The sequence below is a fragment of the Streptomyces sp. NPDC028419 genome (assembly GCF_055565515.1).
Genome location: NZ_JBVHUE010000025.1, coordinates 46,117 through 61,276 on the forward strand (window position 1 = coordinate 46,117; position 15,160 = coordinate 61,276).

The 15,160-nt window shown below is 70.9% G+C and carries 14 protein-coding genes; 11 read left to right on the top strand and 3 right to left on the bottom strand.

The genetic code is table 11. From position 1 onward, the window contains the following. Positions 1 to 26 precede the first annotated feature (26 nt). The 9 genes from ACZ4UB_RS26810 to ACZ4UB_RS26850 all read left to right on the top strand — a co-directional run bounded on the left by ACZ4UB_RS26810 (position 27) and on the right by ACZ4UB_RS26850 (position 10,319). Positions 27 to 1,187, top strand: coding sequence for a hypothetical protein (locus tag ACZ4UB_RS26810; RefSeq protein WP_468073882.1), 1,161 nt, complete (start codon positions 27 to 29; stop codon positions 1,185 to 1,187). Between the two features lie 137 nt (positions 1,188 to 1,324). Next, the gene (locus ACZ4UB_RS26815) at positions 1,325 to 2,617 is read left to right on the top strand and encodes an amidohydrolase (protein ID WP_468074022.1); all 1,293 of its coding nucleotides are present in this window, start codon (positions 1,325 to 1,327) and stop codon (positions 2,615 to 2,617) included. A gap of 218 nt (positions 2,618 to 2,835) precedes the next feature. Next, complete coding sequence (locus tag ACZ4UB_RS26820) at positions 2,836 to 3,891, top strand: BMP family lipoprotein (RefSeq protein WP_468073884.1); 1,056 nt, start codon at positions 2,836 to 2,838, stop codon at positions 3,889 to 3,891. A 273-nt stretch (positions 3,892 to 4,164) separates the two neighbouring features. Beyond that, complete coding sequence (locus ACZ4UB_RS26825) at positions 4,165 to 5,742, top strand: ABC transporter ATP-binding protein (RefSeq protein WP_468074024.1); 1,578 nt, start codon at positions 4,165 to 4,167, stop codon at positions 5,740 to 5,742. Continuing rightward, positions 5,739 to 6,854 carry an ABC transporter permease gene (locus ACZ4UB_RS26830; protein WP_468073886.1) on the top strand — a complete coding sequence of 372 codons (1,116 nt, stop codon included), beginning with the start codon at positions 5,739 to 5,741 and terminating at the stop codon, positions 6,852 to 6,854. The genes ACZ4UB_RS26825 and ACZ4UB_RS26830 overlap by 4 nt, the downstream gene beginning before the upstream one ends. Further along, entirely contained in the window at positions 6,851 to 8,116 is a 1,266-nt protein-coding gene (locus ACZ4UB_RS26835) for an ABC transporter permease (protein ID WP_468073888.1), read from the top strand. The genes ACZ4UB_RS26830 and ACZ4UB_RS26835 overlap by 4 nt, the downstream gene beginning before the upstream one ends. A 5-nt stretch (positions 8,117 to 8,121) precedes the next feature. Then, on the top strand, positions 8,122 to 8,511 hold the full coding sequence (locus tag ACZ4UB_RS26840) for a cytidine deaminase (RefSeq protein WP_354379907.1): 390 nt from the start codon (positions 8,122 to 8,124) through the stop codon (positions 8,509 to 8,511). A gap of 101 nt (positions 8,512 to 8,612) precedes the next feature. Beyond that, positions 8,613 to 9,890, top strand: a complete 1,278-nt coding sequence (locus ACZ4UB_RS26845; RefSeq protein ID WP_468073890.1) for a thymidine phosphorylase — start codon at positions 8,613 to 8,615, stop codon at positions 9,888 to 9,890. 75 nt (positions 9,891 to 9,965) lie between these two features. Beyond that, positions 9,966 to 10,319, top strand: a complete 354-nt coding sequence (locus tag ACZ4UB_RS26850; protein ID WP_468073892.1) for an STAS domain-containing protein — start codon at positions 9,966 to 9,968, stop codon at positions 10,317 to 10,319. Here the strand turns inward: ACZ4UB_RS26850 and ACZ4UB_RS26855 are convergent. Continuing rightward, a complete protein-coding gene (locus tag ACZ4UB_RS26855; RefSeq protein WP_468073894.1) occupies positions 10,215 to 11,192 on the bottom strand; it encodes a sigma-70 family RNA polymerase sigma factor in 978 nt (325 codons plus the stop codon). The two genes, ACZ4UB_RS26850 and ACZ4UB_RS26855, sit on opposite strands and share 105 nt — an antisense overlap. Positions 11,193 to 11,284: 92 nt before the next feature. Then, the gene (locus tag ACZ4UB_RS26860) at positions 11,285 to 12,340 is read right to left on the bottom strand and encodes a ScbA/BarX family gamma-butyrolactone biosynthesis protein (RefSeq protein WP_468073896.1); all 1,056 of its coding nucleotides are present in this window, start codon (positions 12,338 to 12,340) and stop codon (positions 11,285 to 11,287) included. A gap of 345 nt (positions 12,341 to 12,685) precedes the next feature. Here ACZ4UB_RS26860 and ACZ4UB_RS26865 point away from each other — a divergent pair, with 345 nt between their 5' ends. Then, entirely contained in the window at positions 12,686 to 13,327 is a 642-nt protein-coding gene (locus ACZ4UB_RS26865; RefSeq protein ID WP_468073898.1) for a ScbR family autoregulator-binding transcription factor, read from the top strand. Between the two features lie 77 nt (positions 13,328 to 13,404). On the opposite strand, the gene ACZ4UB_RS26870 is transcribed toward ACZ4UB_RS26865, so the two are convergent. Beyond that, on the bottom strand, positions 13,405 to 14,103 hold the full coding sequence (locus tag ACZ4UB_RS26870; protein ID WP_468073900.1) for a TetR family transcriptional regulator: 699 nt from the start codon (positions 14,101 to 14,103) through the stop codon (positions 13,405 to 13,407). A gap of 158 nt (positions 14,104 to 14,261) precedes the next feature. On the opposite strand from ACZ4UB_RS26870, the gene ACZ4UB_RS26875 reads away from it, so the two are divergent. Continuing rightward, positions 14,262 to 15,143: a helix-turn-helix domain-containing protein gene (locus ACZ4UB_RS26875; protein WP_468073902.1), complete on the top strand. Its 882-nt coding sequence runs from the start codon at positions 14,262 to 14,264 to the stop codon at positions 15,141 to 15,143. The last annotated feature ends 17 nt before the right edge of the window (positions 15,144 to 15,160 follow it).

Genomic DNA, 15,160 nt, shown 5'->3' on the forward strand with positions numbered 1-15,160 from the left:
CGGCGCCTCCGACGAAGGAGCACCCGATGACCCCCACCGCCGCCACCCTCGCCCTCGTCGAGAGTCCGGTCCAGCTCCTGAACGCGCTGGAGTGGGCCCACGCGAGAGGCGCCGACGACGCGGTCCGCGGCCCGCTGCTCGGCTCCGTCCCGCGCCAGCCGGCCTACCGCGAGGCCCACCGGGAGCAGGGCGGCGGCGCGGGCGGCGCGGCGCCGCTGCGGATCGTCGTGCTGCCGCCCACCGACCCCATGTCCCGCGGCCAGCTGCGCCGGATGGCCGGGCTGGCCCGCGACGAGGGCCACGAGGTGCGCTGGCAGGAGGCCCGGGGCGGCAAGCTGGCCCCCTTCAAGGCGCTCGTCGCGCTGGTGCGCGAGGTGCGGGCCGCCAGCCGCGTCGTCATCGGCGACCCCTTCTCCCGCTACGTCCAGCTGCTGCTCACCCTGGTCCGCGCCGACGAGCTGGTCGTCGTCGACGACGGCACCGCCACCATGGAGTTCATCGACCGGACCGCGCGCGGCGAACGGCTGGTGCGCTGGCACCGGGCGGGCGGCGGCGGCCTGCCGGGCCGGATCCGCGAGCTGGCGTACGCGCCGGTCTCCGGGACCGCGCGCCGCCGGTTCACCGCGGTGCGCGCGGGGCGCCGGGTCGAGGTGTTCACCTCGATGCCCGTCACCGCGCCGCCGGGCATGGGGCTGCGGCTCAACGACTTCGGCTGGACCCGCTCGCGCTTCGGCCCGCCGCGGCTGACCAAGGGCACCGACCTGGTGGGCACCTCGCTGGTCGAGACGGGCGTGGTGGACCCGGACCGCTATCTGGCGGCCGTACGGGCGCTCGCCCGCGAGCACGGCGCCACCCGCTACTTCGCGCACCGCAGGGAGTCGCCGGACAAGCTGCGGGCGCTGAGCGAGGCGACCGGGCTGGAGATCGTCCGTCCGGACCTGCCGCTGGAGCTGATCGCCCGCCGGGGGCCGGTCGGCCGGACCGTCGTCAGTTTCCCCTCGACGGTGGTCCACACCCTGCCGTACGCGCTCGCGGGCACCGGGGTCACCGTCGCGGTCCGGGAGATCGATCCGGCCTGGCTCACCCAGAACGCCTCCCCGCGGGCCCGGGGCTTCCTCGCCGGGGTCGCCGGGACCGCCCGTGATGTGCGCAGACTCCCCGCCCACACCGCCCAGACGGCTCGATGAGCGGCGGAGTTTACCCCCGGGAGTATGCACTCATGCGCCCGGAGGTCGGGATTTCTTCGCCTAACGGGTTGAACTTTTCCTGATCTCCAGCCAGTTGACCCGTCCGTGCGCCTACCCTTCAACGGGTGAACCAGTTGATGTCCCGCGAGTCACTGACCGCCCTGCCCGGCGAGCCCGCCCAGCCCGAGCTGCCCGGTACGCTGCCGGACCACCTGCGTGCCGAACTGATCGCGTTCCGCCGGGACTTGCATATGCATCCCGAACTCGGGCACCAGGAGTTCCGCACCACCGCCGCGCTCAAGGCGAGGTTGGAGAAAGCGGGCCTGCGACCACGGGTGCTCGACTCCGGTACCGGACTCATCTGTGATGTCGGCAGCTGGGACGAAGGGGTGCGCAGCTCGTTTGAGGGTGGTGGCGGGCGACGGGAGGGCGGAGTGGTGCCGATGCTCGGCATCCGCGCGGACATCGACGCCCTGCCCATTCCGGACGCCAAGACCCACGTGTCCTACCGCTCCACCGTCCCCGACCGCGCGCACGCCTGCGGTCACGACGTGCACACCGCCGTCGTGCTCGGCACCGGCCTGGTCCTGGCCGAGCTGGACCGGCAGGGGCTGCTGCCCCGGCCGGTGCGGCTGCTCTTCCAGCCCGCCGAGGAGGTGCTGCCGGGCGGTGCCACCGAGGCCATCGACTCCGGTGCGCTGGACGGCGTGGGCAAGATGATCGCGGTGCACTGCGACCCGCGCGTGGACGCCGGCCGGATCGGCCTGCGGGCCGGCCCGATCACCTCGGCCTGCGACCGGCTGGAGGTCACCCTCGACGGGGCCGGCGGACACACCGCCCGGCCGCACCTGACCACCGACCTGGTGACGGCGGCCGCCCGGATCGCGCTCGACGTGCCCGCGCTGCTGTCCCGCCGGATGGACGCCCGTAGCGGCATGTCCGTCACCTGGGGCCGGATCGAGGCCGGGCACGCCTGCAACGTCATCCCGATGCACGCCGAGCTGTCCGGGACCGTGCGCTGCCTGGACCTGGCCGCCTGGCACGAGGCGCCGGAGCAGGTGCACGCGGCGATCGACGAGATCGCGACGATGCACCGGGCCAAGTCGACGATCGACTACGTGCGCGGGGTGCCGCCGGTCGTCAACGATCCGGCCGTCGTCGAGCTGCTGCGCGAGTCGATGACGGCGCGCCGCGGTGCGGACTCGATCGAGGACACCGAGCAGAGCCTGGGCGGCGAGGACTTCTCCTGGTACCTGGAGCACGTGCCGGGCGCGATGGCCCGGCTCGGGGTGCGCGCGCCGGGGGACACCGCCAAGCGCGACCTGCACCGCGGCGACTTCGACGTGGACGAGTCCGCGATCGCCGTCGGCGTCGAGTTCTTCACCGCCGCCGCACTCCTCGACGGGCGCCGCGCAAGGCCGATCAGGTAAAGGTCCGTACAACACCCGCGAAGCTGCGGGTGGACGCGTCCAGCCCTTGATACACAAGGGCTGGACGCCTGTCCGGTTACCGATCGGTCACTGTCCGGTTCGCGACGATCCGATAACGACTCATGTACGGGTCTTTAACTGACATCTACGCGCGTTACGATCGCGGCGAAACCAGCGCCGGTCCCGGCGCTTCGGTCAGGTTTTGAAGGAGCCTCCCCTTGCGCCGGATCACCAGGATCGCCACCGTGGGCATCGCCTCCGCGGCGCTCGCCCTCTCGGCCACCGCCTGTGGCGGTAAGAAGTCCTCGGACACCGGATCTTCCTCCGACAAGAAGGAAGCTTCCGTCGCCATCGCGTACGACGTCGGCGGCCGTGGCGACCAGTCGTTCAACGACGCCGCCTACGCGGGCCTCCAGCAGGCCGAGAAGGACCTGAAGGTCAAGGGCGCCGAGGCGGAGCCCACCGACGGCGAGGGCGAGGCCGACAAGGTCCAGCGCCTGACCGAGCTGGCCCGCAAGGGCAACAACCCGGTCATCGGCGTCGGCTTCTCCTACGCTCCGGCCATCAAGAAGGTCGCGCCGAAGTTCCCGAAGACCACCTTCGGCATCATCGACGACACCTCGGTGACCGGCCCGAACATCGCCAACCTGGTGTTCAACGAGGAGCAGGGCTCCTACCTGGCCGGCGTCGCCGCCGCCAAGGTCTCCAAGACCGGCACGGTCGGCTTCATCGGTGGTGTCGAGGTCCCGCTGATCAAGAAGTTCGAGGCGGGCTTCACCCAGGGCGTCAAGGACACCAACCCGAACGCCAAGGTGCTCTCGCACTACCTGACCCAGCCCCCGAACTTCGACGGCTTCTCCAAGCCCGACCTCGGCAAGGCCACGGCGCAGGGTCAGCTCGACGCGGGCGCGGACGTCGTCTACGCCGCCGCCGGTCTGGCCGGCTCGGGTGCCATCGAGGCCACCGCCGCCAAGGGCAAGTGGGCCATCGGCGTCGACTCGGACCAGTACAACCAGGCGGGTCTGGTCAAGTACAAGGACCACATCCTGACCTCGGTCACCAAGCAGGTCCAGCTCTCCGTCTTCAACCTCATCAAGTCGGTCGAGGACGGCAAGCCGCAGACGGGCGAGATCCGCTACGGCCTCGACAAGGACGGCGTCGGCCTGGCCGACTCCAACCCCGAGTACAAGAAGATGACCGACGTCATCGCCGCGGTGAACCAGGCGAAGGCCGACATCATCGCGAAGAAGATCACGGTCAAGACCACTCCGTAACGTCTTGACTGACGGGTCGACATGGTTTCCGGGGTCCGGGCAGCGGTCTCTACCGCTCCCGGGCCCCGAGCCGTCTTCCTCGGTTCTTGATCGCTTTTTCTGGCCACTTGGCCGCAAGTTTTCACTTCCGACAGTGCTACGCGCGTAGAGGCATCGTGGACGCGATACCTTCTCTCCTCCGCTCTGTCCCCCCTGCCGCCACGGCATTTCCAGCTCCTTCCGCGCCAAGGAGAGTGCGTCATCAACGCGTCCAGCCCCCCTCTCGCCGTAGAACTGAACGGCATTACCAAGCGCTTCCCCGGCGTCGTCGCCAACAAGGACATCGCGATCAGCGTCCGCAAGGGCACGGTCCACGCCTTGATCGGTGAGAACGGCGCCGGCAAGTCGACCCTGATGAAGATCCTCTACGGCATGCAGAAGCCGGACGAGGGCACCATCGCGATCGACGGGGAGCCGGTCACCTTCTCCAGCCCCGGCGACGCCATCGCCCGCGGCATCGGCATGGTGCACCAGCACTTCATGCTCGCCGACAACCTCACCGTGCTGGAGAACGTCGTCCTCGGCGGCGAGAAGCTCTACGGCATCGGCGGCAAGGCCCGCAAGAAGATCAGGGAGATCTCCGACGCGTACGGCCTGGGCGTGCGCCCGGACGCCCTCGTCGAGGACCTCGGCGTCGCCGACCGGCAGCGCGTGGAGATCCTCAAGGTCCTCTACCGGGGCGCCAAGATCCTCATCCTCGACGAGCCGACCGCGGTGCTCGTCCCGCAGGAAGTGGACGCGCTCTTCGACAACCTGCGCGAGCTCAAGGCCGAGGGCCTGACCGTCATCTTCATCTCGCACAAGCTGGGCGAGGTCCTGAAGGTCGCCGACGACATCACCGTCATCCGGCGCGGCACGACGGTCGGCACCGCTGACCCGCACGACCCCAAGACCACGCCCAAGCTCCTCGCCGAGCTGATGGTCGGATCCGAACTCCCCTCGCCCGAGACCCGCGAGTCCACGGTGACGACGACGCCGATGCTGCGGGTCGAGGGCCTGAGCCTGGCCGCCACCGACCCGGACGGCGTCGTCCGCGAGGTGCTCGCCGGGATCGACCTCACCATCCACAAGGGCGAGGTGCTCGGCATCGCCGGTGTGGAGGGCAACGGTCAGACGGAACTCATCGAAGCCCTCATGGGCATGAGCATCCCCGACGGCGGCACCATCACGCTCGACGGCAAGGACATCTCCACCCTCCCGACGCGCAAGCGCCGCGAAGGCGGCATCGGTTACATCCCCGAGGACCGCCACCGGCACGGCCTGCTGTTGGAGTCCCCGCTGTGGGAGAACCGCATCCTGGGTCACGTCACCGAGGAGCCCAACTCCAAGCGCGGCATCCTCGACCCGAAGGCCGTCCGCAAGGACACCGAGCGGATCGTGCGCGAGTACGACGTGCGCACGCCCGGCATCGAGGTCACCGCGGCCTCGCTCTCCGGCGGCAACCAGCAGAAGCTGATCGTCGGCCGCGAGATGAGCCACAACCCGAAGTTCCTGATCGCCGCCCACCCCACCCGTGGTGTGGACGTCGGCGCCCAGGCCCAGATCTGGGACGCGATCCGCGAGGCCCGCCGCGAGGGCCTGGCCGTGCTGCTGATCTCGGCCGACCTGGACGAGCTGATCGGCCTGTCCGACACCCTGCGCGTGATCTACCGCGGCCGCCTGGTCGCGGACGCGGACCCGGCGACCGTCACTCCGGAAGAACTCGGCACCGCCATGACGGGCGCCGCCTCCGGGCACCTGGAAGCAACCGACAACCACTCCGACGCCGGTGCCGACGCTGGTACCGCATCCCCGGAGGACGAGGCCCGATGAAGAAATTCGACAAGGACCGGCTGCTCCTCGCGATCGCCGGACCCGCGCTCGCGCTGGTCGCGGCGTTCGTACTGACCGTGGTGGTGCTGGCGGCGACGGGCGTGGACCCGATCGAGCCGCTGCGCCTGATGGTGGAGAACGCCGGTTTCCAGGATGTCCAGATCCTCATCCTGAACCAGGCGGGCACCTACTACCTCGCAGCCCTCGCCGTGGCCATCGGCTTCCGGATGAACCTCTTCAACATCGGCGTCGACGGCCAGTACCGCCTCGCGGCGATGATTTCCGCGGTGGTCGGCACGGCCGTGACGCTGCCCGGCCCGCTGCACATCCTGCTGATCGTGGTCGTCGCGATGCTGACCGGTGCCTTCTGGGCCGGCATCGCGGGCGTGCTGAAGGCCAGGCGAGGGGTGAGCGAGGTCGTCTCCACGATCATGCTGAACGCCATCGCGACCAGCCTCATCGCCTGGCTGATCCTGCCGAAGAACTTCGGCGTCCAGCCCGCGGGCTCCAACGACCTGACGACCGGCGACATCGCCGAGTCCGGCTGGTTCCCGGCGGTGACCGTCGGCGACGGCCTGGAGATCTACGGCTTCACCTTCGTGGCCTTCGCCCTCGGCATCGTCTACTGGTTCGTACTCAACCGGACCCGCTTCGGCTTCGACCTGCGCGCCACCGGCGCCAGCGAGTCCGCCGCGCAGGCCTCCGGTGTGGACGCCAAGAAGATGATCATCACCTCGATGCTGATCTCCGGCGCCGTTGCGGGCCTCTCCGGCATGCCGCAGCTGCTGGGCGAGACCCACACGTACAACCTGTCCTTCCCGCTGGGTGTTGGATTCACCGGCATCACCATCGCGCTGCTGGGTCGCAACAGCCCGGTCGGCATCCTCTTCGCCTCCTTCCTGATGGCCTTCATCGACAAGGCCTCGGCGTCGCTCGACCAGAACGGGTACGCGAAGGAGATCGGCACGATCATGAAGGGCCTGATCGTGATCGCCGTCGTCGTCTCCTACGAGCTGGTCCGCCGGTACGGGATCCGGCGCCAGCAGCAGAAGGTCGGCGAGGAGCTGGCCGCGGGCCACGCCATCAAGACCGAGAAGGAGGTCGCGGCGTGAGCACCAGTACCGTTTCCGCGACGAGTGCCGCCCCCAAGAAGCAGGCCGGCCGCCAGAAGCTCACCCTCCCCTGGATCATGCTGATCATCGCGGGCGGCCTCGCGCTGATCTCGCTGGTCCGCGTGGTCAGTGGGGCCCAGGACCTGACCTCCGTCGGTCAGGTCTCCGGCGCCCTCTCCCTCGCCGTGCCGATCGGCCTCGCCGGTCTCGGCGGCCTGTGGGCCGAGCGCGCGGGCGTCGTCAACATCGGCCTCGAAGGCATGATGATCCTCGGCACGTGGTTCGGTGCCTGGGCGGGCTACCAGTGGGGTCCGTGGACCGGCGTCGCGGCAGGCATCATCGGCGGCGCCCTTGGCGGCCTGCTGCACGCGATCATCACGATCACCTTCAACGTGAACCACATCGTCTCCGGTGTGGCCGTGAACATCCTCGCGCTCGGCTTCACGCAGTACCTCTCGAACTTCACGTTCGACAAGGCGCCGGGCGGCTCCTCCAAGCAGTCGCCGCAGGTGGAGCCGATCTACAAGATCACGGTGCCGGGGCTGTCCGACTGGATGGCCACGCTCCAGGGCAAGCACTGGTTCTTCGTCTCGGACGTGGCCGGCGTCATCGGTGGCCTGGTCACCGAGCTGTCACTGCTGACCGTCGTCGCGCTGCTGCTGATCCCGGCCACCTGGTGGGTGCTGTGGCGCACCGCCTTCGGCCTGCGCCTGCGCTCCTGCGGCGAGAACCCGGTGGCTGCCGAGTCCCTCGGCGTCAACGTCTACAAGTACAAGTACATCGCCGTGATCGTCTCCGGCGGCCTGGCGGGCCTCGGCGGTGCGTTCCTATCGATCGTCGCCAGCCCGATCTACCAGGAGGGCCAGACCGGCGGCCGCGGTTACATCGGTCTCGCCGCGATGATCTTCGGCAACTGGATGCCCGGCGGCATGGCGCTCGGTGCCGGCCTGTTCGGCTTCATCGACAGCCTCAAGCTGCGCGGCGGCGCCGAGAACGTCCACGCGCTGCTGCTCTTGGTCGCGATCGTGCTGGTGCTGGCCGCGATCTGGCAGGGCTACCGGAAGAAGTACGTCTCGGCCGGCGTCTCGGCGCTGTTCGCCGTGCTGCTCTACGTCTGGTACGCGACGACGGACTCGGTGCCGAGCCAGTTCGTGGACGCCGCGCCCTACGTCACCACCCTGCTCGTGCTCGCCCTCTCGGCGCAGCGCCTGCGGATGCCCAAGGCGGACGGCATGCCCTACCGCAAGGGCCAGGGCAAGTGACGACCGTGACCGACCCCGACTGGGACGCCCTGCGCGAGGCCGCCCGGGACGCGATGTCCCGGGCGTACGCCCCCTACTCCGGCTTCCCGGTCGGCGTCGCCGCGCTCGTCGACGACGGCCGCACCATCACCGGCTGCAACGTCGAGAACGCCAGCTACGGCCTCGGCCTGTGCGCCGAGTGCGGGCTGGTCTCCGCCCTCCAGGCCACCGGTGGCGGCCGCCTGACGCACTTCACCTGTGTCGACGGCAAGGGCGAGGTCCTGGTGCCCTGCGGGCGCTGTCGCCAGCTCCTGTACGAGTTCGGCGGCCCCGAGCTCCAGGTGGAGACGCCCGAGGGCGTCCTGCCGCTGGCGGCCATGCTGCCGCAGGCCTTCGGGCCCGACCACCTGAGATAGCCGTGCGGACGGCCCTTCGCCCTTCGGGGGGGAGGGCCGTCCTGCTTCCCCACACCTCCCTCACCCCTCATCTCTCTATGCGCGTAGAAGGAAGTCATCCCATGGACGTCATCTCCGTCATCCGGACCAAGCGTGACCGCGGCGAGCTGAGCCCCGAGCAGATCGACTGGGTCATCGACGCGTACACGCGCGGTGTCGTCGCCGACGAGCAGATGTCGGCCCTGGCCATGGCCATCCTGCTCAACGGCATGAACCGGGCCGAGATCGCCCGCTGGACCGCCGCGATGATCGCGAGCGGCGAGCGCATGAACTTCGACTCGCTCTCCCGCCCGACCGCCGACAAGCACTCCACCGGCGGCGTCGGCGACAAGATCACCCTGCCGCTGGCCCCGCTCGTCGCCGCCTGCGGCGCGGCCGTACCGCAGCTCTCCGGGCGCGGCCTCGGCCACACCGGCGGCACCCTGGACAAGCTGGAGTCCATCCCCGGCTGGCGCGCGCTGCTCTCCAACGAGGAGATGCTGCACGTCCTGGACACCACCGGCGCGGTCATCTGCGCGGCGGGCGACGGGCTGGCCCCGGCCGACAAGAAGCTGTACGCGCTGCGCGACGTCACCGGCACCGTCGAGGCGATCCCGCTGATCGCGTCCTCGATCATGTCCAAGAAGATCGCCGAGGGCACGGGCTCGCTGGTGCTGGACGTGAAGGTCGGCTCCGGCGCCTTCATGAAGAACATCGAGGACGCGCGCGAGCTGGCCTCGACGATGGTCGGCCTCGGCACCGACCACGGGGTCAAGACGGTCGCGCTGCTCACCGACATGTCCACCCCGCTCGGCCTGACCGCGGGCAACGCGCTGGAGATCCGCGAGTCGGTGGAGGTGCTCGCCGGCGGCGGCCCCTCCGACGTGGTCGAGCTGACCCTGGCGCTGGCCCGCGAGATGCTGGCGGCCGCCGGCATCCAGGGCGCGGACCCGGCGAAGGCGCTGGCCGACGGGTCGGCCATGGACGTGTGGCGCCGGATGATCGCGGCCCAGGGCGGCGACCCGGACGCGGCCCTGCCGGTGGCCCGCGAGCAGCACGTCGTCACCGCCCCCGCCTCGGGCGTGCTGACCCGCACGGACGCGTACGCCGTCGGCGTGGGCGCCTGGCGCCTGGGCGCGGGCCGCGCCCGCAAGGAGGACCCGGTGCAGGCGGGCGCGGGCATCGAGCTGCACGCGAAGCCGGGCGACGCCGTCGTGGCGGGCCAGCCCCTGATGACGCTGCACACGGACACCCCGGAGAAGTTCGAGTACGCGCTGGCGGCCCTCGACGGCTCCTTCGACATCGCCCCGGCGGGTACGTCCTTCACGGCGACCCCGATCGTGCTGGACCGCATCGCCTAGTGCGCCCGCACTCCTGAGCGACCCCGATCCCCGCCCCCGCCGATGAGTTCCGGCGGGGGCGGGGGTCATTGAGGCGTGGAGACGAAACGGTTCGTGGTGCCCGGGCCCGGAATGACGGTGGCGGAGGCCGAGGAGGCCCTCGCGCGGCTCGCCGGCGGGGCGGGGGTGGTGTGGGACGTCAGCGCCGTCACCGAGCCCGGCCTGGCGGCCGTGGAGGCCCTCGCACGGCTCGCGCTGGCCGCGCGCCGGGGCGGGGCCGCGCTGACCGTCACGGGAGCCGGAGCGGGGCTCCTGGCCCTGCTCCGGCTGACCGGGCTGGCGGGGTCAGTCGAGGTGCTCGGGGAGCCCGAAGAGGGGGAACCAGCGCGCGGTGTCCAAGAAGGCGTTGAGCCCGACGATCCGACCCTCCGAGACCTCCAGGACCTGTAGGGCCCAGGGGGCGTGTCCCCGGCCGTCCGCCGCCGGCCGGTACTGGCCGAAGGCGGGCATGCCGTTGGCCGTGGTGGGGAGCAGCCGCGAGCCGCGGCAGCCGATGCCCTGGTTCAGGTGCCAGGCGGCGATGTCCTCCGGGCCCTGGAGCCACAGGTCGAACGGCGGCATCGACAGGACGGCGTCCTCGTGCAGCAGGGTGGTCAGCCGCGAGATGTCGTACGCCTCGAAGGCGGCGAGGTACTGCTCCAGCAGCTTCGCCTGGTCGGCGTCGAGCGGGTCCGCCGCCTCGCTCGGGCGGATCCGGCCGGCGGCCAGGGTGGCCCGCGCGCGCTGGAGGGCGCTGTTGACGGAGGCCACGCTGGTCTCCAGCAGGGTGGCGACCTCGTCCGCCTTCCAGGCCAGCACCTCGCGCAGGATCAGCACCGCCCGCTGCTTGGCCGGCAGGTGTTGCAGGGCCGCGACGAAGGCGAGCCGGACGGACTCCTTGGCCAGGGCCAGCTCGGCCGGGTCGGCGGTCTGGGGGATCACCCGCGCGTCCGGCACCGGCTCCAACCAGGTCACCTCGGGGCGCTCGCTCAGGACGGCGGAGGCCTGGTGCTGCGGGGCCGTGAGGTCCATCGGGCGGGCCCGCTTCTTCCCCGCGGCCAGCAGGTCCAGGCAGACGTTGGTGGCGATGCGGTAGAGCCAGGACCGCAGCGAGGAGCGGCCCTCGAACTTCTCGTAGCTGCGCCACGCGCGGACGTAGGTGTCCTGCACCGCGTCCTCGGCGTCGAAGGCCGAGCCGAGCATCCGGTAGCAGTACCCGGTCAGCTCGGTGCGGTGCCGGTCCATCGCCGTGTCCAGCTCCGACCGCGTGGCGAGGTCACTCATGATCGTCGAACCCCCAAGTAGATCCCGATACTTGGGACGCTACCCGAGGGGTCCGACAACGGCACCGCAGGACCGGCGCGGCCTTGGGCGCCCTAGGCGGGGACCGCCGGCTGGACGGTCGGCTGGAGGCCCGGCTGGAGGGGGGAGTGGGTCACCGCGGGGCCCGGCAGGGGGCGCCGGGCGGGCAGCGGGGTCGTGCTGACCCGGGCCGTGAACAGCTCCTGGCCCTCCTGGTGGATGGCCACCCGGACCCGGCCGGTGCCCTGTTCCGGTTCCGCTTCGACCCAGCACGGGGCGTCGAGCTCGGCGAAGCGGGTGAACTTGGTGTCCATCGCCGCGGCCATGGCCCGCGCGGGCCCCGCGACCACATGGGCGGCCTGGCGGGCGGCCTCCAGCATGAGCGCGCCGGGGACGTGGTCGACGGGGTGGTCGAAGAGCACGGGGTGGTCGGTGTCCACGCGCAGCTGCCAGCGGTGCGGGGAGGTGGTGGCGGCCAGGACGACGTTCTCCCGCAGCTCGTGGCCCACCAGCTTCGGCGAGACGGGCAGCGGCACCGGCACGGCGGCGGCGAGGGCGGTGTCCACATCGGCGTAGTCGGCCCGCAGCCTGCGGTAGATGGCGGGCGCGTGGCTGCTGAAGCGGGTCTGGGCGCTGCCGAGCCAGACGCCGTCGCGCCGGGCCTCCACGTGCAGGGAGAGGGCGCCGAGTTTGCCGCGGCGCTGGACGACATCGTGGCAGTTGACGTAGAGGGTGACCTCGGCGGGCCGCAGCCGGGCCTGCAGGGCGGCCGCGCCGGGGGCTATCGCGTAGCGGAAGTACTCCCAGATCAGGTGGTGCCCGAAGGGGACGGTGTACGCGGCGTGCGAGAGCAGCGGGAAGATCTGCCGCACGGTCTCGGCGAAGAGGAGCGGGTCGTGCAGGCCGTTCTGGGAACGGTAGAAGCTGTGGGCGCGCGGCCACTGGGCGGTGATGGTGAAGGAGTCCTGGTCGTCCCGGTGCCAGCCGGTGAGCAGGACCTCCGCCAGGGCGGCCTTGTGGACGTACTCGCGGGGGACCGTGGTGGTGACGGTGGCCGGCGGTTCGGCCGGCCCGCCGAAGGGGAGCTGCGTGATGGCGGCGGACGGGTAGCGGGCGTACTCGAACTCCATGTGAATCCCCCAGAGATGGCCGTGCGAGAACCGGTGTGGAGCAGACGTGGTGCAGATGCGTCGCGGAAGCGGGGCAGGTGCGTGGCTGTACCGGAGCAGGCCGGCCGAGAGCCGTTCGGACGAGGTCCGGGGTGGCCGGCACGAATTAAACTAGAGAGTGCTCGTTTTGTTTGTCGAGCGGGAACGGGTGGAAAGTCGAGAGTGGCTTGAACTGGCTGCCAGAGGATGCGTTCATCGGAGGGAGGTCCCACCCCAGCCCTCCGGCCCGCTGGCATAACATAGAGGGCGTTCGTTTTTTTGCGAGGGGTGCTCGCACCATCCGACCCAGGCGCAAGTGGAGTGATCGTGTCGCAGGCCAGGCAAGCCCGAGCCATCCGGACCCGAGAGAAGATCCTCCGGGCTGCCGCCGAAGTGTTCGACGAACACGGTTTCTCCGGCGCCAGCATGAACAAGATCGTGCGCACGGCGGACACCACCATGGGTGCGATGTACTTCCACTTCGCCTCCAAGGAGGAGATCGCGAAGGCGGTGATGGCCGAGCAGGCCACCGACCTGTCCTTCACCGAGGGTGAGGACGGCCTGCAGCGGCTGATCTACATCAACCTCGAAGTGGCCCATCAGATGCGCACCAATGTGCTGTTCCGGGCCGGTGTGCGGCTCGCGGTGGAGCAGGGCGAGTTCGGCATGCGGGACGCGGCCCCGTACCGGCTGTGGATCGACCTCTTCCGCGGGCAGCTCGAAGCGGCGCGGCTGCGCGGGGAGTTGCTGCCCGGCGTGGACGTCGAGGACTTCGCCGAGGTGCTCGTCGGGGCCTACACGGGAACCCAGTTGATGTCGAACATCACCACCGGCCGGGAGAACCTCATAGGGCGGATCAGTGCCCTGTGGGGATACCTGCTGCCCTCCATCGCGGCCCCCGCGGTGATCTCCGGTCTGGACCTGACGGGCGACGCGCGCGTCGAGGGGCAGGGCGTGGCCAAGGTCTGAGCGGGCCCGTGAACCCCGGGAGCCGGCCGCCCCGAGCGGCCGGAGCCGGTGCCGGACCCGTCCATCCAGGGGTGTTTTCAGGCCACCGAGGGATCCTTGCCGGGTGACGAGGGCCCCGGGGCCCTGCTGTCAGACCCGGAGGAAACGGAAGTACGGGAGATTCCGGACCACAGCACCTCCCACACTTCGGCCAGCCGGCCCCGCACGCTCCACGCGTTTCCCGCGGGCGACTCGTACTGTCGCTGCGCGGACACCTCCAGGCTGGAGACGAGGCAGGCGACGAGCACCCCGACGATTTCGGGGTCGGCGCCCGCCCCCCGCTCCAGCTCGCCGCCGCCGTAGGCCCGGGCCAGCAGCGCGCGGACGGCCGGGGTCCAGGAGTCGTACCAATCGGCGGTCACCGGCAGCTCGCGCGAGAGCCGCGCGGCGGCCCGGACGACGGGCTGTTTCTCCAGCAAACGTGCGAGCGTCTGTGTCACCTCGGTGAGCGCCTCCAGCGCGGAGCCGCCCGGACCGCCGGTGGCCGCGGCCTCTTCGACGGCATCGGCCGTCAGGTCCTGACCGCGCTCGCACACCGCCTCGGCGAGGTCGTTCTTCGCCGGGAAGTGGAAGGTGAGGGCGCCGATGGTGGCCATCGCCGACCTGCTGATCCGGGTGAGGGAGGTGCCCGAGTAACCCCTTCGGGCGAACTCCTCCCCCGCCGCCTCGATGAGGAGGTTGCGGGTCCGACCCGCCCGCTCCTGCTTCGTACCCGCACGTTCGTGGTGTGTCGTCATGACTGGTCCCTTGGTGGACGGTGTCCGGCGTCGTTCCGGCCCCCCGGCCGTGCCCTGCCTACGTAGCATCCCAGAAAAACAAAGCGAGTACTCTCTATGGTGTAGAAAAAAGAGCGAGCGTTCTCTACGCTTACCGGGGAGTGAGGAGGAGATGCACGATGACTCGTAACGCACCGCGGCTCGTGGACCCGAAACTCGCCGAACTGGGAAACTTCCTCGCCGAGCGCCGGGCCGAGGTCACCCCCCAACAGGTCGGACTCCCCGGCGGAGCGGCCCGCCGGGTGCCAGGACTGCGTCGCGAGGAGGTCGCGATGCTCGCCGGCATCGGGGCCTCCTGGTACGCCTGGATCGAACAGGGCCGCGCCAAGAACGTCTCCCCGGAGATCCTCGGCGCCATCGCCCGGGTGCTCCGGCTCGACGAGGCCCAGCGCCTCTACGCCATGCGGCTGGCCGGCTACGCGGCCGTCGGTCGCCCCCAACGCTGCGCCGACGACGACCTGCCGCTGCTGCTCCAGGTCGTCGACGGCTTCCTCCCCAGCCCCGCCTACGTGCTGGACCACTGCTGGGACGTCACCGCGGCCAACGCCACCGCGGCCCGACTGCTCGGCCTCGGCGGCGAACGCTCCAACTACCTGCGCACGCTCTTCCTCGACCCCGCCGCCCGCGACCGCTTCCCCCAGTGGGACCAGGAGGCCGCCGCGGCCGTCGCCGCCTTCCGCGCCCAGGGCGGCGAGCTGCTCGCCGACGCCCGACTCGGCGCGCTGGTGCGCGAACTCACCGAACACAGCCCGGTGTTCGCCGCCCTCTGGGCCCGCCACCGGGTCGCCGACCGGGCCGACGGGGCCCAGCGGCTGCGCCACCCCGACCTGGGCGAGCTGGAGTTCACCAAGGTCTCGCTGTGCCTGAAGGGCCGGGCCGGACTCCAACTGGTCCTGCTCAGCCCGCAGTACGGAACCGCCGAGTTAACCGAGCAATGGGCCGTCTCCGGGCGGTCCGACGCGCTGACCCGCCCCCTGGGCGGGCGCGGCGCCACCGTCTGAGAAGAGGACCGATCCAC

Coding starts and splice junctions, on each gene's coding strand:
- ACZ4UB_RS26810 (WP_468073882.1), top strand. CDS start 27: ATGACCCCCACCGCCGCCACCCTCGCCCTCGTCGAGAGTCCGGTCCAG.
- ACZ4UB_RS26815 (WP_468074022.1), top strand. CDS start 1,325: ATGTCCCGCGAGTCACTGACCGCCCTGCCCGGCGAGCCCGCCCAGCCC.
- ACZ4UB_RS26830 (WP_468073886.1), top strand. CDS start 5,739: ATGAAGAAATTCGACAAGGACCGGCTGCTCCTCGCGATCGCCGGACCC.
- ACZ4UB_RS26845 (WP_468073890.1), top strand. CDS start 8,613: ATGGACGTCATCTCCGTCATCCGGACCAAGCGTGACCGCGGCGAGCTG.
- ACZ4UB_RS26855 (WP_468073894.1), bottom strand. CDS start 11,192: ATGAGTGACCTCGCCACGCGGTCGGAGCTGGACACGGCGATGGACCGG.
- ACZ4UB_RS26860 (WP_468073896.1), bottom strand. CDS start 12,340: ATGGAGTTCGAGTACGCCCGCTACCCGTCCGCCGCCATCACGCAGCTC.
- ACZ4UB_RS26870 (WP_468073900.1), bottom strand. CDS start 14,103: ATGACGACACACCACGAACGTGCGGGTACGAAGCAGGAGCGGGCGGGT.
- ACZ4UB_RS26875 (WP_468073902.1), top strand. CDS start 14,262: ATGACTCGTAACGCACCGCGGCTCGTGGACCCGAAACTCGCCGAACTG.